The organism is Polynucleobacter finlandensis (assembly GCF_018881755.1).
Classification (GTDB): Bacteria; Pseudomonadota; Gammaproteobacteria; order Burkholderiales; family Burkholderiaceae; genus Polynucleobacter; species Polynucleobacter finlandensis.
Map to the genome: position 1 here is coordinate 47,501 of NZ_JACVPS010000014.1, position 22,502 is coordinate 70,002.

Below are 22,502 nucleotides of genomic sequence, written 5' to 3' on the forward strand. Positions count from 1 at the left end.
AATGTCTCAGAAATTACGTGTAGGAATATTAGAAGGCGATGACATTGGTCATGAGATTGTGCCGGTGGCAGTTGAGGTGGCTAAGGCTGCTGCGAAGTTACACCAAGTCGATATTGAATGGATCCCGCTTCCCATTGGGCGAAGGGCGCTTGATACCCATGGCCACACCCTTCCTCTAGAAACATTGGAAACCTTACATACCTTGGATGGTTGGATCTTAGGCCCCATTGGTCATCGGGCTTATCCAAAGGAGGCGAACGCAATCAATCCCCATCCTATTTTGCGTAAACAATTTAATTTGTTTGCCAATGTCAGACCCACTCGATCCTATCCTGATATTGGCTGCATTCGGGATGACATTGATTTGGTGATCGTTCGTGAAAACAATGAGGGTTTTCAGCCAGATCGCAATATGTTGGTCGGTAGTGGAGAGTTTCGCCCTAGCGATGAAATGACCTTATCCGTTCGCGTTATTACAAGAACAGGAAGCCGTCGCGTAGCGCAGGCTGCTTTTGAATTAGCGCGCCAACGTCGCAAACACCTAACTTACGTCCATAAAGACACCGTCTTCAAATTAGGTTGTGGCATGTTTGTGGAAGAGTGCAAAAAGCTTGCAGCCCAATATCCTGATGTGCGGGTGGATGATGTGATCGTAGACACCTTCGCAATGCGCTTAATTCGTGATCCTCAAAACTTTGATGTGGTGGTAACGACCAATATGTTTGGCGATATTTTGTCCGATGAGGCTGCTGGTTTAGTGGGTGGCTTGGGAATGGCGCCTGGCCTATGTATTGGAGATGGTGATGTTGTGATGGCTCAGGCAACCCATGGATCAGCCCCCGATATTGCTGGCAAAGGGATTGCCAATCCGTATTCCATGATTGAGTCGACGCGCATGCTGTTTGAGTGGCTTGGTCATAGTCGCGGCATTCCTGGGGCAGTAGCAATGGCCAAGTCTATGTCCGAGGCGACTACTGTGGCTCTTGCTAATCCAGACGCAAGGACTGGAGACATTAATGGCAAAGGTAATACTGCTTCGATGGCTAAGGCAGTGCTGGAAGCTTTGAAGTGATGTAAATTGAGCTTGATGAAGTGATGTGCTGATAAAAATATAAAAGATGGAGACAATATGAGCAACAGCAATAATCATGATGACGGTAAGGATGATCAGCGCCGCCAGTTATTAACTTGGCTTGCAGCCAGCCCTTTATTGGCACTGGCAGGAAATCAAAATGCTTTTGCAGATGATGCAAAAGAGCTCGTCAGAAATTTTACGAAGCGTCCCGACCCTATGATTTGGGCGCCAAATACGCCTTTGGATTTGATCTCTAACCCTAAAGATGCGATTAATGTATTTGATTTTGAGCCGGTAGCCTTTACTAAAGTTCCCCGCGCGCATTTTGCCTACATGGCTTCAGGGATTGATGATGAGGTGACATTGCGAGCGAATCGCAGCTCATTCTTAAAATATCAACTGCGCCCACGTCGCCTGCGTGATGTCAGTCAAGTGGATACTTCAATTACTCTATTTGGCAGTAAGTGGAAATCCCCCATCATCATCGCTCCAACCGGTGGTAACAAAGCCTATGACCCTGGAGGCGAGATTACTGTGGCAAAAGCGGCAAGAGCAGGTGGGTTTTTAAATATTCTTTCTAATGCGGGTGGCTCAACTATTGAAGATGTCATTGCTGCACGCCAAGGAGAGGTTTGGTTTCAGTTGTATGCCACTTCAAGTCCTGAAGTTGCCAAGCAAGTCATTCGACGCGTAGAAAAAGCGGGCGCCCCTGTTTTAGAAATTACAGTCGATCGTAATGGTGGCAGAAATCAAGAAACCTTCGCGCGCCTCAAAAAGTTAGACCCGCGCAATTGCGTAGGTTGCCATACACATGGTTTTGGAAGTGCTCAGGAACGCCCCAATTACGACGGTATCGATATGACGGGTGTAAAGCTATCTTCATCGAATATGACTTGGGAGTTCATTAAACAGGTGCGCGATACCACCAAGATGAAAATCATCATTAAGGGAATTCTGACAGAGGAAGATGCACAGCTTTGTCTGGATTACGGTGTTGATGGAATTCATGTATCAAATCACGGTGGTCGCAGTGAGGATGGCGGGCGCGGTGCAATTGAATGTTTGCCTGAAGTTGTGAGGGTGACTAAAGGAAAAGTGCCCATTCTCTTTGATAGTGGTGTGCGCAGAGGCAGCGATGTCTTTAAGGCGATGGCATTAGGCGCAAACGCTGTTTGTGTGGGTCGGCCCTACCTTTGGGGATTGGGCGCATTTGGCCAACCTGGGGTTGAGCGGGTCATGGAGATATTGCAAACCGAATTTAAGTCCACCATGCAACAAATGGGCGCTGCCAATATTGCCGCGATTAACGCTGCCATGATTTATAAAGAAGGCGGCTTTTCTTAATCCATTGGTTGCATTGATGTTCATCCGGATAAAGCCACCTACGGGTGGTTTTATCGTATTGAGGGTTTCTACTAGGTCGCCTATTTGCTCCTGAATTTATTCATAGAATGATTTATAGTCATTTGAATAAATATAAAAATTTAGCAAGCAAAAGCATTCAAGGAGACAGCAATGCAATTAACCATTAATGGGGAAGTCCACAATATCGATGTGGAACCCAATATGCCTTTGTTATGGGCAATTCGGGAAGTGGTTGGACTCACTGGTACTAAGTATGGTTGTGGGGTTGCTCAGTGTGGCGCCTGTACTGTCTATATGAATGGCGAACCTGTCCGCTCCTGTTCGATTCCAGTTTCAGCGGTAGGTGGCATGAAGATCACCACAGTCGAGGCGCTCTCTAAAGATAATTCTCATCCAGTGCAAAAAGCATGGATTGCTTTAGATGTGCCACAGTGTGGCTACTGTCAGTCGGGCCAAGTAATGGCCGCAGCAGCGCTACTCAAAAGAATTCCGAAGCCAAGCGATGCCGATATTGACAATGCCATGACCAATGTTTGTCGTTGTGGCACTTATCAAAAAGTGCGCGATGGCATTCATGTGGCGTCTGGGCAGAAAAAGCTAGAGGATGTCCTCGCGCAATACGATGCCTCAACTAAGACACGTGGATAAGGGGCGCGAGATGACTAAAAACACAGAAAATACCAATATGTTGGCAAGTGCTTCCCGTCGTGACTTCATCATTAAGGGATCTCTTGCTGGTGGTGGCTTGATGCTTGGACTTGGTGCTTTACCTGACCTGGCACTGGCGCAATCAAACAGCAAGTACGACCAAAATACCCCAATGAGGGCGGGCGATCCTGAGGTGAATGCTTGGGTCTCCATTAAGCCTGACGATACTGTGGTGATCAGAATTGCCCGCTCAGAAATGGGTCAAGGTACCCGCACAGGTTTGGCACAAATGGTTGCAGAAGAATTGGAGTGCAACTGGAAGAAAGTCACGACAGAGTCTCCAACACCAGGGCAAAGTTTGGCACGTAAACGGGCTTGGGGAGAGCATGGCACTGGTGGTAGCCGTGGCATACGTATCTCTGAGGATTACGTGCGTCGCGGCGCTGCTGCTGCGCGCATTATGCTAGTACAGGCAGCAGCAGATACTTGGAATGTTCCTGTTAACGAATTAAAAGTCGACAAGGGCGTCATCACCCACGTGCCGACAGGTCGCAAAACGACTTATGGAAAAGTGGCTGAGCGTGCCTCAACCTTGACACCTCCCGATCCAAAGTCGATCACCTTAAAAGACCCAAGAACGTGGAAGGTTGCTGGTCAGCCATATGCACGGATTGATACCGCGAATAAGGTAAATGGCACAAAAGTCTTTGGACTGGATTTACAACTGCCAGGAATGCTCTGTGCCTCTGTCAAATCCTGCCCAGTATTCGGTGGCAAGTTGCTTAGTTATGACGAAGCCAAAGTAAAGAACTTACGGGGTGTCAAAGGAGTTGTCAGAATTAATGACAGCACAGTCGCGGTAGTGGCTGACACTTGGTGGCGCGCCAATACTGCATTGAATGCTTTGCCGATTGTGTGGGATGAAGGTGCGGGTGCGAATACCTCCTCATCTGACATTAATAAGGCCTTGCGTGACGGACTAGATGAGCAAGGGGATTTTTGGCAACGCAAGGAAGGTGATGCTGTAGGTGCCATTGCATCCTCCAATAAAAAAGTAGAAGCCATTTATTTCACGCCATATCGTGCTCACGTCAATATGGAGCCCATGAATGCCACTGTCAAAATTACTGGCGATCGTGTCGAAGCTTGGGTGCCAACACAAAATGGTGAGGGCTCTCATGCAGCATTATCAGAAGCAACCGGTATCCCATTAGATAAGTGCGAAGTGTATAAGTTGGATTCTGGTACTGGCTTAGGGCGTCGTGGGTCCACTCAGGATTTTGTGAGCTATGCAGCTAAGGTGGCGCAAAAATATCCCGGCGTGCCAGTGAAGGTGATCTGGAGTCGGGAAGAAGATATGACGCACGACTACTATCATCCGATCGCCATGGCCAAGATGACGGCCGGCTTAGATGCGGCTGGTAACTTGACCGGTATGCATATTAAGGTGGCTGGTCAATCCATCAATGCCACGCTTGCACCAATGGCAATTAAAGATGGTAAAGATGAGCGCCAGCTACAAGGTTTTTATGAGAAGGGTCCTGATGCGCAATTGGGTTATCAGTTCCCAACCTTATTGACCGAGTATGTGATGAAAAACTCGCATGTGCCAGTAGGCCCATGGCGCGGTGTCAATACAAATCAAAATGGCATCTTCATGGAATGTTTTATGGATGAGTGCGCTAAGGCAGCTAATAAAGATCCATTGCAATTCCGCCAAGTCTTAATGCAAAACCATCCCAAGCATCTCGGCGTTTTAAATGCTGCTGCTAAGACAGGTAATTGGGGTAAGCCTACGGCACCTGGGGTGCATCGTGGTATTGCTCAGTTCATGGGGTATGCGAGCTACTCAGCTGCAGTTGCTGAAGTCTCCGTGAAGGGTAATATCGTCACGATTGAGCGCTTGGTATTTGCTTTGAATTGTGGGCACGTTGTGAATCCATATTTGACTCGCGAACAGATCGAAGGCTCGGTAGTGATGGCGCTAGGGGCAATCTTTAATCCAGAGATAACGGTAGAGAATGGCCGTATCAAGCAGCAGAATTTGGATTCTTATCCCTTGCTCAAGCTGTCTTCAACTCCTCGCGTTGAAGTAGTCCTTGTGCCTACCTATGACTTCTGGGGTGGAGTGGGTGAGCCCACGATTTGCGTAGTTGGTCCCGCTGTAGCAAATGCCATTTCCGCTGCAATCGGCAGACCGGTTCGAAACTTCCCGCTGTATAAAGAGAACCTCAGTTTGGCATGATGAACAGCTAGAGCAGTATTACTAAATGCAAGGCCGCCTTCGGGCGGTTTTTCATTTGTAAGTTCTCGATCTAAAACTATTTCACAAGACACGCAATATCATTAGAAATATAAAAGTGGTAAGCTATTAGTTCACTACAGGGCTTATGCATGGACAGTGTTTTAATTTTTGTTTCTGAAATTCAGTATTCTTGGCTAGTCGTCTGCCTTGTTCTGTTTGTACTCTTTGAATTCTTGTACAGACTGGTACGTAGAATTTTGTATGAATTCAAATACCTCAGAAAGCGTTACTCAGAAGAGCAAAGAAAAATGTTCTCCTTGTACATCATTGGCTTGGGCTTTTTAGTATCCCTACCTTTTTATAGTGCCAAATATCTCCGCATTCTGAATGCGCTAAATGATTTAATTCGTCTTTAAGAAAGCTTCAATGGCATTTGCAAGTGCCAGAATTCTCTTGGCATCCTGAATATGCAATTCTTCAACCAGTTTGCCATTGAGCACCGCAATACCAGCGCCCGAACTGATAGCGGCCTCATAAGCCGTAATTCTTTGCCGAGCCTCATCGATTTCCTCTAGTGAGGGTCCGAAGATTTGATTGGCAAGCGCAATCTGACTTGGATGAATTAATGTTTTCCCATCAAAGCCCATATCTCTCCCCTGAATACAAGACTGCCTCAGGCCGTCTTCATCATCTAGTGATAAATGGACCCCATCTAGCACGCACAGCTGGTGTGCTCTCGCTGCCAATACCGAGAGCGAGAGTGCGGTCTGGGTTTCCACTCTGCTTGGCGTGTGTCGCGCGTGCAGATCTTTGACTAGATCCGAAGTGCCCAAGACCAAGGCTTCTAGCATGGGGTGGGAACTGGCAATTTCTGGAAGCTTAAGGATAGCCAGTGGCGTTTCAATCATGGCCCAGATCTTCATAGTGCTTGCTGGGTTGAATTGCTTTAATCGGCTTGCCACTTCCCATATCTGAGAAGCTGATTCCACTTTAGGCAACAAGATGGCATCAGCCTTGGTGTCGGCAAAAGCCTTTAAGTCATCTAAACCCCATTGGGTATTTAAGCCGTTAATACGGACGACTGCCTCACGATGACCAAAGCCAGTAACTAGTGCTGCACGAATATTCTCCCGTGCCTGGGCTTTAGCATCGGGTGCAACTGCATCTTCCAAGTCTAGGATCAGCGAGTCAGCCGGCAGGCTTTTGGCTTTTTCTAGGGCTCGGGTATTGGCTCCTGGCATATAGAGTACGGAGCGTCTTGGTCGGCTGGTATTGATCATGGCAAATGGTTTCTATGGGTTTGATCTGGAGAAAAGTCAAAAGTGAATAAAAATATCACATGTCAGGGCAAATACGCCTTTAGATAATTCAGGTGGCTGGTTTTTTACCGCAATGCCGCAAAATTATTTCTCTTTCTAATGGTATTTCTCTATGAAATAAATGGCTCAGAAGAGTAGATTGAGAGCTTAGAGTGATGATTAAAAAGGAAACCCAGTGAGCGTGCGCCAATATTCGATGCTTCCTCAAAATCTTCAGGTGAATATTCCTGAGATTGATGTTGAGCATGATGAGCTTTTTGTATTCCTGGAGGGTTTCAAGGAGTACTGCTTTGAGCATTCTCCAATCCCGCAAGAAAAGCGTAATGCTTTATATGGGCTTCTAGTGAGCCACTTTAAAACTGAAGAGCGCTTGGCTACCTCAGCAAGCATTGATTTTTCTGGTCATGAAGATGCCCATGAAAAAATGCTGGAGACAGTGTCTCAAACGCTTGGTCAAATGGCGTCTAACAATAGCGATCTCTACAGCCTGATTCGGTATATCAGTTACTGGTTTGAGATTCATATCTTGCGCTACGACCTGACATTGGCTAAATGCTTAAGCGCTTCTGCTCACTAAATACAAAAATCTATTTTATGAAGCCCTTTTACATTGATTACCCGCAAGAGAAAATAGAGGAGCACCAGCACGCGTATCGCTGTGCATATTGCAAGATACCGACTACTGTGATTTTTGGTCTGTTGGAGAATCACGCCGAAGATTGTGGGTATCGGAAGCAGCAGAGTAAGTGGACGCAGCTGGAGGCCAAGTTAAAGCCACATAAAGAGCATTTCGATGAACCTCATGTCGATGAGGTGGATTAGATGAAGCACCTCATACCCTTGCTGTTGTTACTGGGGTATTCATTGGCATTTGCTCAAGCGACCAATTGCTATTCAATTCAAGATGCTGATCGTAAGAATTACTGCTTGGCAATGAGCCATCGTCAGGCCAGCTATTGTTATTCGATTCACGCTGGGGATGATAAGAACTACTGTCTTGCGCAAGTGCATAGTCAGAGAACCTATTGCTACTCCATTCATCAGAGCGATCTGAAAAACCAGTGCCTGGGATTGATCAAATAAATCTAAAGAGAGTGCGATGAGTCTGAATAACCCCACCTTGGCTGAGCTGTTTAAGCAGCTGGGACTATCTGCCGAGAAGATGCATATCGATCGATTTATTGAGCGGCATCAGCTCAACTCTCATTCAGACCTTGTGACGGCAATATTCTGGACTTCGGATCAGAGAAATTTTTTAAGGGAAGCTATTGCAGAAGACTCTGATTGGTCCGAGGTAGTTGATGAGCTGGCTAGCTTGCTTATTAGAAAACCTTAGGCTTCAATCACAATAAATTCACCTAAGGAAATCTTTTCTCGAAACTGAGAAAAAGAAAAAAGCGCCTTAATCTTTTTGGCATTAATCACCTCAATCTTCCCTTCGGGAGTGAGGTTCGCAAGATACTCCCCGGCAGGAAAGGAATCTTCTGGTGGATTATCTCTATTTGAGGCTTGGACGCTGTGCTCAAGACTTTTTGTAATTTTGATACGCATGTCACATCATAAGTTCCAAAAATTAGCATGATTTGACTGGTTGCACAATTCAGAAAACCTCATGCACCATTTGGGGATTTAGCTTGATATTCCTTATAAACCTAATATCTAAAAGGCCTTCGAAGCATTTTACTGCTGACTCTAGGCTGCTACTCGCACTTAATTAGTGCAGGGCATTCGGTGTGCAAAGCAGCAATGCTGTTTAATAAAAATGTCACATATGTATTGCATTACAAATCGATATCTTTTGGATCTCCATGAAACTCATCACTGCAATCATTAAGCCTTTCAAATTAGACGAAGTTCATGAGGCCTTGAATCACATCGGCATCATGGGAATGACTTCTTATGATGTTCGTGGTTTTGGCAGACAAAATGGCCACACAGAGTTATATCGTGGCGCAGAGTATGTGATTGATTTTTTGTTGAAGCTGAAAATTGAAGTTGCTGTCAATGATGAATTGTTAGACGATGCCCTGAATGTTATTTCTAGAGCTGCATTCACTGGCAAGATTGGCGACGGCAAGATCTTTGTGACATCACTAGATGATGCGGTTCGCGTGAGAACCGGAGAGAGTGGGTCGGCCGCTCTTTAAGTGCATGCATCCATTGATCGGATGAATTGTTGCACCTGCACAGTTTTGATGTAGATCAAACGAAGTCTATTTATTCCATAAATCAGGCCCCATAGCGGGGTTTACCTGATGCTTGAATGCCCCCAAGTCCGTAGAATTATTCAATCAAGATTCGTATTAAAACTACAAATTGAATTTTGCGGGAAAGATATTGGAGGCTGTTAGCTTGAATCAATCATATTTTCATAAAGTTGTGGATTGTCAGTGGGCCTGTCCTGCACATACGCCTGTGCCGGAATACATTCGCTTAATTGCCCAAGGGCGATATGCGGACGCTTACATGATCAATTGGGTGTCTAACGTTTTTCCTGGAGTGCTGGGAAGAACTTGCGATAGACCTTGTGAACCTGCATGTCGCCGCGGACGTGTTGAGGAAAATAATGGCGCCGATCCTGAACCAGTTGCTATCTGTCGTCTCAAGCGAGTTGCGGCAGATAACAAAGGAGATGTTCTGGCGCGTATGCCCGATATTGCACCGAAGAATGGCAAACGCGTTGTGTGTATTGGAGCGGGGCCATCATCCTTAACTGTCGCTAGAGATCTTGCCCCTTTGGGATATGACATCACGATCTATGATGCTGAGGCAAAAGCGGGTGGCTTCATTCGTTCTCAGATTCCACGCTTTCGCTTACCAGAATCCGTAGTCGATGAAGAAACGGATTACATCCTCAATATGGGGGTGGACTTCAAAAACAAGCAACGAGTAGATTCATTGCAAGCACTATTGAGTGATGGCTACGATGCAATCTATGTGGGCTCAGGTGCTCCACGAGGCAGGGACCTTGATATACCAGGTCGAACAGAAGCCAATAAAGATATTCACATTGGTATTGATTGGCTTGCCTCAGTGTCATTTGGGCATATCACCGAGGTAAAGGGAAAAGTAGTCATCCTGGGTGGTGGCAATACTGCAATGGACTGTTGCCGATCAGCTAGGCGCTTAGGTAGCAGCGATGTGAAAGTGGTTGTGCGTAGCGGCTTTGCTGAGATGAAGGCGTCTCCTTGGGAAAAAGAGGATGCCTTGCATGAAGGTATTCCAATTCTCAACTATCACGTCCCTAAAAGCTTTGAGTGCAAAGGCGGCAAGTTGGTTGGTATGCGCTTTGAGATTGTGGAAGCGGTTTTTGATGAAAAAGGCAATCGTAGCCTGGTTCCATCGGGTGAGCCAGAAGTCTATATTGAATGTGACTCTGTTTTATTGGCGGTCGGCCAGGAGAATGCCTTCCCTTGGATCGAGAAAGATTGTGGTGTTGAATTTAATCGCTATGGCTTACCAGTCTTAGATCAAGAGACCTTCCAGTCGAGCAATTCCAAAATCTTTTTCGGTGGTGATGCTGCGTTTGGGCCAAAAAATATCATTACCGCAGTAGCCCAGGGACATGCTGCAGCCATTTCGATTGATCGCTTTCTCAATCATGAAAACGTCGCCACTAGACCGCAACATAAAGTGACCCTCATGTCGCAGAAAATGGGCATTCATGAGTGGAGTTATCACAATGATGTATCCGATGATGAGCGTTATGCGGTCCCTTGGGTTGCAGCAGAGTTAGCGCTCTCTAGTATTCGTGTTGAAGTGGAACTGGGCTTTGATGCGGCAACTGCTTTTAAAGAGGCCGGCCGTTGCTTAAATTGCGATGTTCAAACTATCTTCACCCGTGAAACCTGTATCGAGTGCGATGCTTGTGTGGATATTTGCCCGATGGATTCGATCACCTTCACGCTTGGCGGTACCGAGGAAGATTTGAGAACTCGCCTGAAGGCCCCAGCCTTAAATCACGACCAGGATTTATATATTTCCCAGAACTTAAAGTCTGGCAAGGTAATGGTTAAAGATGAGGATGTGTGTTTGCATTGTGGCTTATGTGCTGAGCGATGCCCAACGGGAGCATGGGATATGCAGAAATTTTTATTAAATACGGCGCAAGCTGGAGCGCAATGTCGCGATAAGCAAATGAGTTTGCATGCAGGGGAGTTGGCATGAAGCAAATCGAAGCAATTAATGATTTTGTAATTAAATTTGCCAATGTGAATGGCTCTGGATCCGCCTCGGCGAATGAACTATTTGCCAAAGCTATTCTGCGTATGGGCGTACCAGTCAGCCCACGCAATATTTTCCCTAGCAATATTCAGGGAATGCCTACGTGGTATGAGGCTAGGGTATGTGAGAAGGGTTATTTAGGTAGGCGCGGTGGCGTTGACATGATGGTCGCCATGAATCCGCAAACTTGGGATGCTGATGTTGCCGAAATCGAGCCAGGAGGATATCTTTTCTACGATTCCACACGCCCAATACCGGAAGATAAGTTCCGCAAAGACATTCATGTCATTGGCGTGCCTCTTACGGAAATTAGCAATTCAGCATATAGCGATGCTAGGCAACGTCAATTGTTTAAGAACATCATTTATGTTGGCGCCTTGTCGGTACTGCTTGGTGTCGATGCCACGGTATTCGAAAAACTATTCTCTGAGCAATTCAAAGGCAAAGAAGCTTTGCTAGATTCAAATATGAAGGCGTTTAATCTGGGCTTTGACTATGCTAAGAAGAACTTAAAAGCGCCTTTGGGTATTCAAGTAAGGCGCTCTGATCAGGTTGGCAATCGCATCTTCACCGATGGCAATAGTGCGATTGGTTTAGGTTGTGTTTATGGCGGTGCTACCTTTGCTGCTTGGTACCCGATTACCCCCTCATCATCAGTCCCAGAGGCCTTCGATAAGTTCTGTCACAAATTTAGGGTCGACTCAGAAACAGGTTCAAACAAGTTCGCCATTGTGCAAGCAGAAGATGAGTTGGCTTCGATTGGCATGGTAATTGGTGCTGCGTGGAATGGCGCAAGGGCGTTCACAGCAACATCTGGCCCTGGCATTTCTTTGATGACAGAGTTTATTGGCTTAGCGTACTTTGCTGAAATCCCAGTAACGATTGTGAATGTGCAGCGCGGCGGCCCTTCTACGGGTATGCCCACTCGCACGCAACAGTCTGACCTCATTGCCTGCGCCTATGCATCACATGGTGATACCAAGCATGTAATGCTGTTTCCTCAAGATCCACAGGAGTGTTTCGAGCATGCGGCTACTTCTCTTGATCTTGCGGAACGTTTGCAGACACCGATTTTCTTAATGACGGATTTGGATATCGGCATGAACCAACGGCTCTGCGATCCATTTGTCTGGGAAGAGGGCCGCACCTATGATCGAGGCAAGGTCATGACTGCTGAGGATCTGGAATCAGGAAAAGATTTTGGGCGCTATAAAGATGTCGATGGCGATGGCATTCCTTGGCGGACCTTGCCTGGCACTCACCCCACTAAAGGAAGTTTTTTCACTCGGGGCACTACCCGCGATCCTTACGCGAGATATTCTGAAAAAGGAGTGGACTACATCTACAACATGGAACGGTTGTTGCGTAAATTTGAAACAGCAGCCACTATGGTGCCGCAGCCAGTTGTAAAACCGGCTAGTAAGACCAGTAAATTTGGGGTGATTTATTTTGGATCCACCAGCCCAGCGATGGAAGAGGCGCTGGATGCTCTGGGAGAGGATGGCGTTTTCTTAGATGCTATGCGCCTACGTGCTTTCCCATTCCCAAAATCAGTCAAAGAGTTTATTGATTCCCATGAGAAGGTATTTGTAGTGGAACAAAATCGCGATGCACAAATGCACACCCTCTTAATGAATGAGTTGGAAATAGTGAATAACAATTTGGTTAAAGTGTTGCATTACGATGGCACGCCGATTACTGCACGTTTTATTGCTAATGCTATTCAGAAGAGCTTAGGTGTTGCAGGCAAGCCCAGTGCATCTTCAAGCCGTAAGGAGTTGGCATGACTTATATTAATAAACCGATTCTTCATCACCCAACATTGCAAAAAAATAAGGTTGGGTATACCCGCCGAGACTATGAGGGAAGAATATCAACCCTATGTGCGGGCTGTGGCCACGATTCTATTTCTGCCGCGATTGTGCAAGCATGTTGGGAAATGGACGTTGAACCCCATAGGGTAGCCAAGCTATCCGGAATTGGTTGCAGTTCAAAAACGCCAGATTATTTTTTAGGTGCTTCACACGGGTTTAATACCGTTCATGGCCGGATGCCTTCAGTGTTAACTGGTGCCAATCTGGCAAACCGCGATTTACTCTACTTAGGCGTCTCTGGCGATGGTGATTCTGCTTCCATTGGTTTGGGGCAGTTTGCTAATGCGATGCGTCGTAATGTGCGGATGGCTTATATCGTTGAGAACAATGGCGTCTATGGATTAACTAAGGGCCAGTTTTCAGCGACCGCCGATCGAGGATCAAAAAGCAAGAAAGGGGTTGTAAACAACGATAGCCCGGTTGATCTGGTTGGCTTAGCACTGCAGCTGGGAGCAACCTATGTTGCGAGAAGTTTTTCAGGGGATAAAGAGCAACTGGTTCCTTTAATCAAAGGCGCTATTGGGCATGGTGGGGCAGCATTCATCGATGTCATTAGTCCTTGTGTCACCTTTAATAATCATGGTGGCAGTACCAAGAGTTATGACTATGTCAGGCAACACAATGAGGCCGTCAGTCGCATTGACTTTATCCCAATGCATCAAGAAATCACTACTGAGTACGCCCCTGGAGAAGCGGTGGAAGTACAGCAGCATGATGGCTCGTATTTACGCTTGCGTAAGTTACACCAGGATTACGATCCCACCAATCGTTATGCCGCTTTAAGTTACATCAATGAGCACCAAGAACGCGGTGAGGTGGTTACTGGATTGCTGTATTTAGATCCTTTAGCCACTGATCTTCATGAAGCATTGAACACTTGTATTGAGCCCCTTAATTCTTTGAAAGAGTCAGATCTTTGCCCTGGCGAATCAGCCCTTCAAAAAATTAATGCGGGCTTGCGCTAGTCAAATCTAAACGGAGGCCAATATGTCAGATCGCACAGTGTCACAGTCCATTACCCATAGGCATTTAGTGAGCCTATTGCCTCAAGCGACGGTATTAGAGGCGGCGCGCATTATGACGAAGGCGAATACGGGGTCAGTTCTAATTATGGATATTAGTGGTGAGCTGCTGGGAATTCTGACTGAGCGAGATTTGATGACTAGAGTGGTATCTAAGCCTTTAAATCCAGAGACGACTTCCGTGTCAGCTGTGATGACGCCTAAGCCCCATTGCATCACCCCTGAAATGACTGTGTCGAATGCCGTCCTCATCATGATTGAAAGGGGGTTTAGGCATTTACCCATTACGTCTGCTGCCGGAAAAGTCTTGGGTGTATTTTCAGTAAGGGATGCACTCCCAAAAGAGATCGGAGAGGCTGTGAGTCTCGCAGAATTTTTAGATCAAGCAGGCAGTACGCTAGCGTAAAGACAAATTCAACTAAAAAATAACTTCTGAGGGCCTCACCATGCAAGAAAAGACCGCTAAAAATGAACCCTATCCACTGCAAGTAGAGGCGGGTAAGACTTATTACTGGTGTTCATGTGGCATTAGTAAAAAGCAGCCATTATGTGATGGCATGCATGAGTCAACCGATTGCACCCCATTGGAGTATGTTGCTACTAAAACTGAGACTGTATATTTCTGTGGCTGTAAGCAGTCTGAGAATGGCCCTTTATGCGATGGGACTCATAAGAAGCTGTAGATGTAAGTGATTACCAGGGTAGTTTTTCCCCTGAGTAAGAAAAGAAGCAACCTGAATCTTCTTTACCAAGATTCTGAATCACTTTCAACATGTCAGCAGCAGCATCTAAAGCCGGCCGGCCAATTTGCTCTCCACGAAAAGGTTGCGAGAGTCTTGAATTTACCGTTCCTGGGTGAAGCGCGATTAATCCGGTATTGGGTTTAGTTCTAGCAAGCTCAATCGCCGCTGTCTTGATTAACATATTGAGCGCCGCTTTAGATGCACGATAGCTATACCAACCACCCAAGCGGTTATCTTCGATGCTACCCACCTTCGCTGATAGTGTTGCCATGACACTATGCTGTGGGTCCAAGATTGTTGAAAAGTGTTGAATGGTTAAAGCTGGACCAATGGCGTTGATTTTCATCAGATCCATGAGTTGTTCTGAATTGAGATCGGCTAATTTCTTTTCTGGCATCCACTCTTTGCTGTGTAACACACCAATCGTATTAATAATAAGCTGAAAAGGGCCGCCCAAGGAGAGTGTCTTGGCTGCAGCTTCAATAGTTTCAGGATGTCGATAGTCGATGGGGTATTCAGAATGTCGGTGGATCCCAACCACTTCTATGCAAGCTTTGTCAGCCTGCAGTAGTTCCACAAAAGCCGACCCAATGGTTCCTGAAGAGCCGATAACCAGGGCGCGAAAGGAAGGTGGTAGTAGTGTCATGGGGTCATTGGAATAGTGAGTGTGCTCTCAGCTAGTTTATTGAATAAGTCTTACACTTGCTTGATGGCGAGCAAACTGCAAAAACTGACTCTTTTTTACGATGGCGCATGTCCTTTGTGTCAGGCCGAAATTTTGTTTTTGTCTGGACGAAACGAGGCAAATTTACTGGACTTTATCGATATCAATTCAGAGCGATACGATCCGCAAGCAGTAGGCGTTTCCTGTGAGCAGGCTTTAGCGGCCATGTACGGGCAGTATGCGGATGGGACGCTAATCCATGGGGTGACTGTTTTCCCAGAGGCTTATCAACGGGCGAACTTGCCATTATTAGCTTGGATATTCTCAAGACCTGCTTTACAACCCATCTTGAAGGTCGGCTATCAATTCTTTGCTAACAATAGACATGGCATTTCTAGGATCTTTGGGCCAAGCGCATTGCGACTGGTCAAATCAAGGGTTCAGAAGGTGGCCGTATGAAAGCTTATCCATTTGTAGTGAGTGTATGTGCAGCAAGTCTCTTACTGAGTTCGGTTGGCTTTGCGCATGATGCAACGTATATGAATGAGGCTCTTAATCCAAGCAGGCTGCAAGGTAGTGGCAAGCTCACGTGGTGGGGCTTGCATATTTATGACGCCTCTTTCTACCGCGGGGCCAATCCTGTCTCCGGGGAGTTTGCGATTGATTTACGTTATCAAAAGTCTTTTAGTGGTAACTCAATTGCCAATAGAACCATCGATGAAATGAAAAGAATTGGCGTGCCTGAAGTTCAGGCGGTGAGTTGGGGTAAGCAGTTAGCGACATTCTTGCCGAATGTGGAATCCGGCCAAAGCTTGACGGCAATCTACCTCCCTAAGCAAGGCACCATCTTTTTCCATGACGGCAAGCAAATTGCTCAAATCCCAGGGGTTGATTTCTCCAAAGCCTTTTTTGGCATCTGGTTGGATCCAAAAACCAGTGCGCCAAAGTTGCGTACCGAATTGCTTGGTCAGAGTTGCCCGCCACCACTATTTAATGAGGCTTGTTAGTTAATGAAATCTTTTCTCTTGAAGCTTGCTCCCGCTGTATTGTGTAGCTTATTGTTATTGGCTTGCTCAAGTCCAAACGTATCTCAGTATGCCAATGAGAAACCCACCTTAGATTTGAGTGAATACTTTTCTGGAACGATTGATGCTTATGGCATCTTTACGGATCGTAGTGGTGTAGTGAAGAAAAGATTTACCGTATTGATTAAAGCCAATTGGCAAGTGATTGATGGTAAGAAAGTCGGTACCTTAGATGAGAGTTTTGATTACTCCGATGGCACAAAACAAAAACGCATCTGGACCTTAACGGAAGTATCCCCAGGTAAGTATGTGGGCAGTGCTGATGACGTCGTAGGTGAAGCCTTAGGTGATGCTGCAGGCAATGCGCTTAATTGGGCCTATACCTTGGCCTTACCGGTAGACGGTACTATTTACCACGTGCAATTTAACGACTGGATGTATCTGGTCACACCGAAAGTCATGTTGAACAAAGCCAAGATGAGTAAGTTTGGAATTGATCTTGGTGAAGTAACTCTGAGCTTTTATAAGCGCTGAGCGATAGAATATTCATTAAGCATTATTGGGAGTTTTTGTGAGAATAGAAGATACGGATCCAGCAAGACACGCTGGTATTGAATACCCCATGGAAGTGAGTGCCCCGGTATTCGCGCCCATTAAAGTGGTTGAAGAGAAAGATAAGGCGGTAAACGTCGCACGTCAAAATGCCAAGCTTGAATATGATCGCATCATGGAGCAGGCCGAAGTATTGATGCGGCAAGCTAGGGCCTTACAGGCAAGACTGGATGCAACTGAGATGGTTCACAGTGCTAAGTTTGGCTTTAATCCCATTCATGGGAAGATCTACCATCTGTATTACGATGAGCGCAATGCCGTGAATATCCTCATTCAGAATGGCCCCAAGGATTGGAGTTGTGGAATCCCAAATAACTGGATCTACTCTATGGCCGTCAAAAAACTAGGCGACAGCACATGGGCTGTCGTCGAAGAGGAACAAGTCTAAGGCGATTGCATGGCGAGTAAATGATGCCAATTTTGTATTCTTACCGTAGATGCCCTTATGCAATGAGAGCGCGTATGGCATTGCAATATGCAGGCATTCAAGTTGAACACAGAGAGATTGCATTAAGAAATAAGCCCCTATCCATGCTGCTTGTATCGCCCAAGGGAACCGTTCCAGTGTTGTGTGTCGATGGACTCGTCCTCGAGCAAAGCTTGGATATTATGGGTTGGGCCTTAGAGAGGTCTGATCCGGATGGTTGGGGTTTAGTCGATATAGATATCGCACAAGATTGGATTGAGAAAAATGACGGGCCATTTAAAACACTATTAGATCAATATAAATATCCCAATCGATTTCCGGGACTTGATCAAGAAAAGGTGCTCGGCGACGCAATCGAACTCATGCTTGAACCAATGGAGGCTGCTTTACGGTCTAGCCAGTATTTATTGGGCAGCAAAATAACTTGGGTGGACGTCGCTATTTTTCCATTCATGAGGCAGTTTGCGATGGTCAATCCGCAAAGGTTTGAAGAATTGCCATTCACCTTGACAAAAAAATGGCTAAATCAATTTATTGAATCTGAATTATTTCATTCAGTGATGCATCAATATCCTACCTGGGTAGATTGAGCTGGGGATCTGGGGTAATATTTCTGAATGCTGATTAATGCAGGCAGTACGTTTTAATCTAATTCTATTAAAAAATCTGGAGACAACATGAAGACATTCATCATCAGGTTTATTCATATTACTGCCATTTTTCTGGGCTTAGTATCACTAGCCTTTTCTCAAACGCCGCCAGCACCTGGTGAGCCAAAGCGCTTTCCGCAGATTACGCTAGAGCAACTGCCGCCAGATGCCCGACCTTTGGGAGAGGAAATTATCAAGATCTCTAGCGTTGGTTTGGGTGGCCCATATAACGTGATGTTAAGAAGTCCCGTGTTTGCAGATCGCATGAAACGTCTATTGGATTATTTGCGTTTTAATACATCCTTACCTACCAGGCTCAATGAATTTGCAATCATCATTCAGGGAAAAGTCTGGCGTTCTCAGGTTGAGTGGTATGCGCACTATCCATTGGCAATCAAAGCAGGTTTGCCACAACAAGTAGCTGATGATCTTAAAGCTGGGATTCGTCCAAGAGATATGAAGCCTGATGAGGCAGTTGTTTATGACGTTTCTATGGAGATGATCAATAACCATCAAATTAGTGATGCTCTCTTTCAGAAAGCAAAAGCAATCTTAGGTGAGCAGCAGTTAGTCGATCTAGTCGCGGTTAGCGGAACCTATGTAACAGTAGCCATGCTGCTTGCCCTTGGTCAAGAGATGCCGCCAGCAGGTAAGCCATTACCATTTCCATAGGCCAAGCCAAAGTTGGGAAATATGCTGTGTTGCACCATAGTTCCCAGCAACAGATAAAAAAGTCTCACCTATACTACGAACATAAAAATAATTATTCGAGGCAGGTTAATCAATGCTAAATATCCCACGTTGTTTTTTAACGCTGCTGACTTTTGCAACGTTTTTTTCTGGTGCTTCTCAAGCAGTAGATTATCCGACTAAGCCAATTCGTTTGATTGCCGCTTATTCCCCTGGGGGCACCACTGACATACTTGCTCGGATCATAGCGCAAGGTCTATCAGAAAAACTAGGGGAGACGGTCCTTGTTGAGAACAAACCGGGCGGTGGAAATAATATCGGCACTGAATATGTCATTCGCTCTCCGGCTGATGGGTACACGCTCATTGTGGCCAATCCCGCCAATGCAATTAATGCCTCGCTTTATAAATCACTCACATTCAATTTTATAAATGACACCGTTCCGGTTGCTGGCATCATTCGCTCGCCGAATGTGATGGTAGTTACGGATTCCTTGCCTGTTAAGAACGTTGCGGAGTTTATTGCGTACTGCAAAGCCAACCCGACTAAAGTCAATATGGCATCTTCAGGTAGCGGGTCTTCAATTCATTTATCTGGTGAATTATTTAAGTCAATGACGGGCTGCAAAATGGCACACATCCCTTATAAGGGTGCTGGACCAGCCTTAAATGATTTAATTGCCGGCCAAGTCCAGGTGATGTTTGATAACTTGCCATCTTCTGCGGGTTTCATCAAAGATGGCAGAATTCGTGCCTTGGCTGTTACGACATCTGTACGCGAGGCCTCATTACCAAACGTTCCAACTGTGGCAGAAACTATTCCCGGATTTGAGGCTAGTGCCTGGTTTGGAATTTCTGCCCCAAAGGGGACTTCGCGTGAAATCGTTGACAAGTTAAATGCCGCAACCAATCAACTGCTGGCTGACCCCAAAATACAAAAACGATTAGCAGATCTCGGTGGCACCTTAATACCGGGCACTCCTGAAGATTTTGGAAAAATTATTGCAAGTGATACCCAAAAATGGGAAAAGGTTGTTAAATCTTCTGGCGCCACTGTAGATTAGGCTAGCAAATTGTATTTAACTGGATTATTGAAAGTGAAGCTTCCATGAGCTCTCAAAAAAATGTATTAGTTACTGGTGCTAGCCGCGGAATCGGTAGGGCGATTGCGACTCGATTAACTCAAGATGGCTACCGAGTCATTAATTTTGATAAATCAGCACCACCGAGTTTGTTAGCTGGTGAAGAATTTCATCAAATTGATATCACCGATCACCATGCTGTTAGCATTTTAATGAAGGACATTACTAATCGCATGCAGGTGTTACGGCTGGTGAATAACGCTGGCATGATTAAGCCTGGTGCTTTGGAGGATGTCATTGAAGAGGACTTTGATTCTGTCTATGCATTAAATCTGAAAGCGCCGATGGTATTGGCACAGGCCTTACTTGCGCACATGCGTCAAGCCAACTTTGGCAGGATAGTGAATATTGCGAGCCGTGCCGCACTGGGTAAAGAAGAGCGCACGGCTTATGCGGCCACCAAAGCTGGTTTGATTGGGATGACAAGGACGTGGGCTCTTGAAATGGCTCAATTTGGTATTACGGTAAATGCCATTGGGCCTGGCCCTATTGCTACCGAGTTGTTTACCTCTGGCAATCCACCTAACGCTCCCAAAACCATCAAGATTGTTGAAAGTATTCCGGTCAAGAGAATGGGGCAACCGGAAGACATTGCCCATGCCGCCGCTTATTTAATGGATGATCGATCCAGTTTTACTACCGGCCAAACGTTGTATGTTTGTGGCGGTATGACGGTTGGCTTAAGCAATGCAAGTTAAGCATTAGTAGCAAACCTTTTCATTCTTTATTGCAAAATTGGATATCTCATGCAAATGAATTACTTCAGTCGCTATACGATTTTAGCTCTTGCCTTGATTTTGCAAATTGCCTCACTAGCTACTGCTCAAGCGCAATCCAAGAAACAATTTTTAATAGTAGGCTTAGATGAAAAACAAACATATAGCGATAAGGGCGTTGGTATTGCTGGTCCTCCTGGTAGAGATTCTGTATTAATAATTGATATCGGCAGCTCGCCATTAGAGCCTAAGATCATCGCCTCATTGCCATTGGCTAATACGATTAGCGGCCCACCTGTCAACTTGGCAATTAACTCCAATGAAACCTTAGCCCTAGTCGCTAATTCAATGAATGTAGTTGAGGTGGATGGTAAGTGGAAGCAGGTGCCAGACAATCGTTTATTTGTAATTGACTTAGAAGCAAGTCCGCCAGCCTTGATTGACACTATTGCGATTGGTAATCAGCCGTCAGGACTATCTATTAATAAAGTAGGGAATTTAGCCTTAGTGGCAAATCGTGCAGATAACTCGATTAGCGTCTTGCGCATTACCGGTAAAAAAGTGGAGTTAATCGACACCGTTGTGATTGGTGAGCAGGTATCACATGTTGTCTTTAGGCCTGACGGAAAGACTGCCTTGGCTAGCAAGTTTCCTGGTCACAAGGTTGCCTTTTTGGATGTTGATGGAGAAAAGGTGACTTACAAAAAATATGATGTGGTTGTAGGTTTATGGCCATACAACGTTGCGATTACCCCAAATGGGAAGTTGGCCATTACAGCAGATAATGGCAATGCAGGTGCTGCAGATGGCAATATTGATACCGTTAGCATTATTGATTTGGAAGCCATTCCTCCCCGTGTGATTGATAAGGTCGTAGTTGGAGATGGCCCTGAAGGTCTAGCCATTAGCCCCACAGGAAGATTGGCGGTCACTGCGCTCTTAAAAGGCAGCAATTCTTCTAAAGAGGCTTTCTTTTACAACCGCAATGCCGAGGTTGTGGCTTTAAAAATCGATGGCAAGAAAGTCAGCTTGAGCAACTCAGTGGAAGTCAGAGGCTTACCTGAGGGCATTGCTTTCAGTAATGATGGTCGCTATATCTATGTCGGTAATTTTATTGACCAAGATATTTCGATATTGAGAGTAGACGGTGAAAAAATTGTGAATACAGGTAAATCATTTTCATTACCTGGGCATCCGGCATCTCTCCGCAGCCGTTTTCAATAGCAAACCCCGCAGAGGCGAGGTTTATTATTTGCACTTCAATTGAGCGGCAAGGTCGTTAAGATCCTTGGCGTGATAATTGGTAAATTCTTCACGATGCAAGTCTTTCCTTGCGTAATTGGGACCAAACTCTAATGGCCTTTCGATGAAAGCGGTTTGAAGTCCGCAGGCTTTTGCTGCTACTAGATCATCCTTGTGAGCTGCTACAAGCATTACCTGTTCAGGGCGAACGTCAAAGGTCTCTGCAACACCTAGATAAGCTTCTGGATCAGGCTTGTAGTGTCGAAATACTTCTGCTGAAAGAATTAAGTCCCAAGGAAGTCCTGCATTCTTGGCCATATCTGCAAGTAGGCCAAGATTGCCATTCGATAAAGTAACGATAGTAAATTTACTTTTTAATCTTGTCAGACCCTCGACAGTATCCAGCCAGGGATTGAGACGATGCCAAATCAGATTCAATTCATGGACTTGAGATTCAGACAGCGAAGTAATATTAAATGCCTTCAAGACATCATCGAGAATCATGCGATGCAAATCATCTATCTTTGTCCATGGCAGACTTCCGGAGCGAACCCTAGCCATAGCTGGTTTATAGCCGTCTCGCCAAGCGGTAGCGAATTCATTGGCATCAACTGGGAGATTGAGTCTTGTGGCTTCAGCAGCGATTGATCCATGCCAGTCAACTACTGTGCCAAAGACATCAAACGCTAGTATTTTTGGATCGGTACTCATTTTTTAAAGTTCTTTTGTTAGGGCCTGTATTGAAGGAAAAAGTACACCAGTGATGAGATATTAGTTGAACTCCAAAGAAAAAGCCCCCGAACTTTCATTCAGGGGCTTC

The 22,502-nt window shown here is 45.7% G+C and carries 27 protein-coding genes; 23 read left to right on the forward strand and 4 right to left on the reverse strand.

The features are described 5' to 3' along the window. Position 1: 1 nt before the first annotated feature. The 5 genes from ICN49_RS09775 (at position 2) to ICN49_RS09795 (ending at position 5,749) form a co-directional block, all read left to right on the forward strand. Positions 2–1,072 (forward strand): isocitrate/isopropylmalate dehydrogenase family protein, encoded by a 1,071-nt coding sequence (locus tag ICN49_RS09775; RefSeq protein ID WP_216167880.1) that lies wholly within the window; start codon positions 2–4, stop codon positions 1,070–1,072. Between the two features lie 57 nt (positions 1,073–1,129). Then, entirely contained in the window at positions 1,130–2,419 is a 1,290-nt protein-coding gene (locus ICN49_RS09780; RefSeq protein ID WP_216167881.1) for an alpha-hydroxy acid oxidase, read from the forward strand. A gap of 171 nt (positions 2,420–2,590) precedes the next feature. After that, on the forward strand, positions 2,591–3,088 hold the full coding sequence (locus ICN49_RS09785; protein WP_216167882.1) for a (2Fe-2S)-binding protein: 498 nt from the start codon (positions 2,591–2,593) through the stop codon (positions 3,086–3,088). Between the two features lie 10 nt (positions 3,089–3,098). Continuing rightward, on the forward strand, positions 3,099–5,333 hold the full coding sequence (locus tag ICN49_RS09790; protein ID WP_216167883.1) for a xanthine dehydrogenase family protein molybdopterin-binding subunit: 2,235 nt from the start codon (positions 3,099–3,101) through the stop codon (positions 5,331–5,333). Between the two features lie 149 nt (positions 5,334–5,482). After that, the gene (locus ICN49_RS09795; RefSeq protein ID WP_216167884.1) at positions 5,483–5,749 is read left to right on the forward strand and encodes a hypothetical protein; all 267 of its coding nucleotides are present in this window, start codon (positions 5,483–5,485) and stop codon (positions 5,747–5,749) included. Here ICN49_RS09795 and ICN49_RS09800 read toward each other — a convergent pair. Continuing rightward, complete coding sequence (locus tag ICN49_RS09800) at positions 5,735–6,613, reverse strand: HpcH/HpaI aldolase/citrate lyase family protein (RefSeq protein ID WP_216167885.1); 879 nt, start codon at positions 6,611–6,613, stop codon at positions 5,735–5,737. The two genes, ICN49_RS09795 and ICN49_RS09800, sit on opposite strands and share 15 nt — an antisense overlap. A gap of 214 nt (positions 6,614–6,827) precedes the next feature. Here ICN49_RS09800 and ICN49_RS09805 point away from each other — a divergent pair, with 214 nt between their 5' ends. The 3 genes from ICN49_RS09805 to ICN49_RS09815 all read left to right on the forward strand — a co-directional run bounded on the left by ICN49_RS09805 (position 6,828) and on the right by ICN49_RS09815 (position 7,988). Continuing rightward, positions 6,828–7,229: a hemerythrin domain-containing protein gene (locus ICN49_RS09805; RefSeq protein WP_216167886.1), complete on the forward strand. Its 402-nt coding sequence runs from the start codon at positions 6,828–6,830 to the stop codon at positions 7,227–7,229. A gap of 245 nt (positions 7,230–7,474) precedes the next feature. Then, on the forward strand, positions 7,475–7,735 hold the full coding sequence (locus ICN49_RS09810; RefSeq protein ID WP_216167887.1) for a hypothetical protein: 261 nt from the start codon (positions 7,475–7,477) through the stop codon (positions 7,733–7,735). A 16-nt stretch (positions 7,736–7,751) separates the two neighbouring features. After that, positions 7,752–7,988, forward strand: a complete 237-nt coding sequence (locus tag ICN49_RS09815) for a DUF2789 family protein (RefSeq protein ID WP_216167888.1) — start codon at positions 7,752–7,754, stop codon at positions 7,986–7,988. On the opposite strand, the gene ICN49_RS09820 is transcribed toward ICN49_RS09815, so the two are convergent. Beyond that, positions 7,985–8,203, reverse strand: coding sequence for a hypothetical protein (locus ICN49_RS09820; protein WP_216167889.1), 219 nt, complete (start codon positions 8,201–8,203; stop codon positions 7,985–7,987). The genes ICN49_RS09815 and ICN49_RS09820 overlap by 4 nt on opposite strands. Positions 8,204–8,460: 257 nt before the next feature. Between ICN49_RS09820 and ICN49_RS09825 the strand changes: the two genes are divergently transcribed. The 6 genes from ICN49_RS09825 (at position 8,461) to ICN49_RS09850 (ending at position 14,455) form a co-directional block, all read left to right on the forward strand. Then, positions 8,461–8,799: a P-II family nitrogen regulator gene (locus ICN49_RS09825; protein ID WP_216167890.1), complete on the forward strand. Its 339-nt coding sequence runs from the start codon at positions 8,461–8,463 to the stop codon at positions 8,797–8,799. A 205-nt stretch (positions 8,800–9,004) separates the two neighbouring features. Beyond that, positions 9,005–10,819 (forward strand): FAD-dependent oxidoreductase, encoded by a 1,815-nt coding sequence (locus ICN49_RS09830; protein WP_255535499.1) that lies wholly within the window; start codon positions 9,005–9,007, stop codon positions 10,817–10,819. Beyond that, on the forward strand, positions 10,816–12,663 hold the full coding sequence (locus ICN49_RS09835) for a 2-oxoacid:acceptor oxidoreductase subunit alpha (protein ID WP_216167891.1): 1,848 nt from the start codon (positions 10,816–10,818) through the stop codon (positions 12,661–12,663). The genes ICN49_RS09830 and ICN49_RS09835 overlap by 4 nt, the downstream gene beginning before the upstream one ends. Further along, entirely contained in the window at positions 12,660–13,715 is a 1,056-nt protein-coding gene (locus ICN49_RS09840; protein ID WP_216167892.1) for a 2-oxoacid:ferredoxin oxidoreductase subunit beta, read from the forward strand. The genes ICN49_RS09835 and ICN49_RS09840 overlap by 4 nt, the downstream gene beginning before the upstream one ends. 22 nt (positions 13,716–13,737) lie before the next feature. Then, positions 13,738–14,178, forward strand: coding sequence for a CBS domain-containing protein (locus ICN49_RS09845; protein WP_216167893.1), 441 nt, complete (start codon positions 13,738–13,740; stop codon positions 14,176–14,178). A gap of 40 nt (positions 14,179–14,218) precedes the next feature. Further along, on the forward strand, positions 14,219–14,455 hold the full coding sequence (locus ICN49_RS09850; protein ID WP_216167894.1) for a CDGSH iron-sulfur domain-containing protein: 237 nt from the start codon (positions 14,219–14,221) through the stop codon (positions 14,453–14,455). A 10-nt stretch (positions 14,456–14,465) separates the two neighbouring features. On the opposite strand, the gene ICN49_RS09855 is transcribed toward ICN49_RS09850, so the two are convergent. Further along, positions 14,466–15,161 carry an SDR family NAD(P)-dependent oxidoreductase gene (locus ICN49_RS09855; protein WP_216167895.1) on the reverse strand — a complete coding sequence of 232 codons (696 nt, stop codon included), beginning with the start codon at positions 15,159–15,161 and terminating at the stop codon, positions 14,466–14,468. 63 nt (positions 15,162–15,224) lie between these two features. On the opposite strand from ICN49_RS09855, the gene ICN49_RS09860 reads away from it, so the two are divergent. From ICN49_RS09860 to ICN49_RS09900, 9 genes are all read left to right on the forward strand, one after another. Then, entirely contained in the window at positions 15,225–15,638 is a 414-nt protein-coding gene (locus ICN49_RS09860) for a thiol-disulfide oxidoreductase DCC family protein (protein WP_216167896.1), read from the forward strand. Then, a complete protein-coding gene (locus tag ICN49_RS09865; protein ID WP_216167897.1) occupies positions 15,635–16,186 on the forward strand; it encodes a chalcone isomerase family protein in 552 nt (183 codons plus the stop codon). The genes ICN49_RS09860 and ICN49_RS09865 overlap by 4 nt, the downstream gene beginning before the upstream one ends. Positions 16,187–16,189: 3 nt before the next feature. Then, complete coding sequence (locus ICN49_RS09870) at positions 16,190–16,738, forward strand: DUF3833 domain-containing protein (protein WP_216167898.1); 549 nt, start codon at positions 16,190–16,192, stop codon at positions 16,736–16,738. A 37-nt stretch (positions 16,739–16,775) separates the two neighbouring features. Next, positions 16,776–17,204, forward strand: coding sequence for a DUF2452 domain-containing protein (locus tag ICN49_RS09875; protein ID WP_216167899.1), 429 nt, complete (start codon positions 16,776–16,778; stop codon positions 17,202–17,204). Positions 17,205–17,227: 23 nt separating this feature from the next. Then, entirely contained in the window at positions 17,228–17,833 is a 606-nt protein-coding gene (locus ICN49_RS09880) for a glutathione S-transferase (RefSeq protein WP_255535502.1), read from the forward strand. An 87-nt stretch (positions 17,834–17,920) separates the two neighbouring features. Further along, a complete protein-coding gene (locus ICN49_RS09885; RefSeq protein ID WP_216167901.1) occupies positions 17,921–18,565 on the forward strand; it encodes a carboxymuconolactone decarboxylase family protein in 645 nt (214 codons plus the stop codon). Positions 18,566–18,677: 112 nt separating this feature from the next. Beyond that, positions 18,678–19,646, forward strand: a complete 969-nt coding sequence (locus ICN49_RS09890) for a Bug family tripartite tricarboxylate transporter substrate binding protein (RefSeq protein ID WP_216167902.1) — start codon at positions 18,678–18,680, stop codon at positions 19,644–19,646. 44 nt (positions 19,647–19,690) lie between these two features. Then, the gene (locus ICN49_RS09895) at positions 19,691–20,422 is read left to right on the forward strand and encodes an SDR family NAD(P)-dependent oxidoreductase (RefSeq protein ID WP_216167903.1); all 732 of its coding nucleotides are present in this window, start codon (positions 19,691–19,693) and stop codon (positions 20,420–20,422) included. 48 nt (positions 20,423–20,470) lie between these two features. Then, positions 20,471–21,664 (forward strand): YncE family protein, encoded by a 1,194-nt coding sequence (locus ICN49_RS09900; RefSeq protein ID WP_216167904.1) that lies wholly within the window; start codon positions 20,471–20,473, stop codon positions 21,662–21,664. A gap of 24 nt (positions 21,665–21,688) precedes the next feature. On the opposite strand, the gene ICN49_RS09905 is transcribed toward ICN49_RS09900, so the two are convergent. Beyond that, positions 21,689–22,393, reverse strand: a complete 705-nt coding sequence (locus ICN49_RS09905; protein WP_216167905.1) for a haloacid dehalogenase type II — start codon at positions 22,391–22,393, stop codon at positions 21,689–21,691. Positions 22,394–22,502 lie beyond the last annotated feature (109 nt).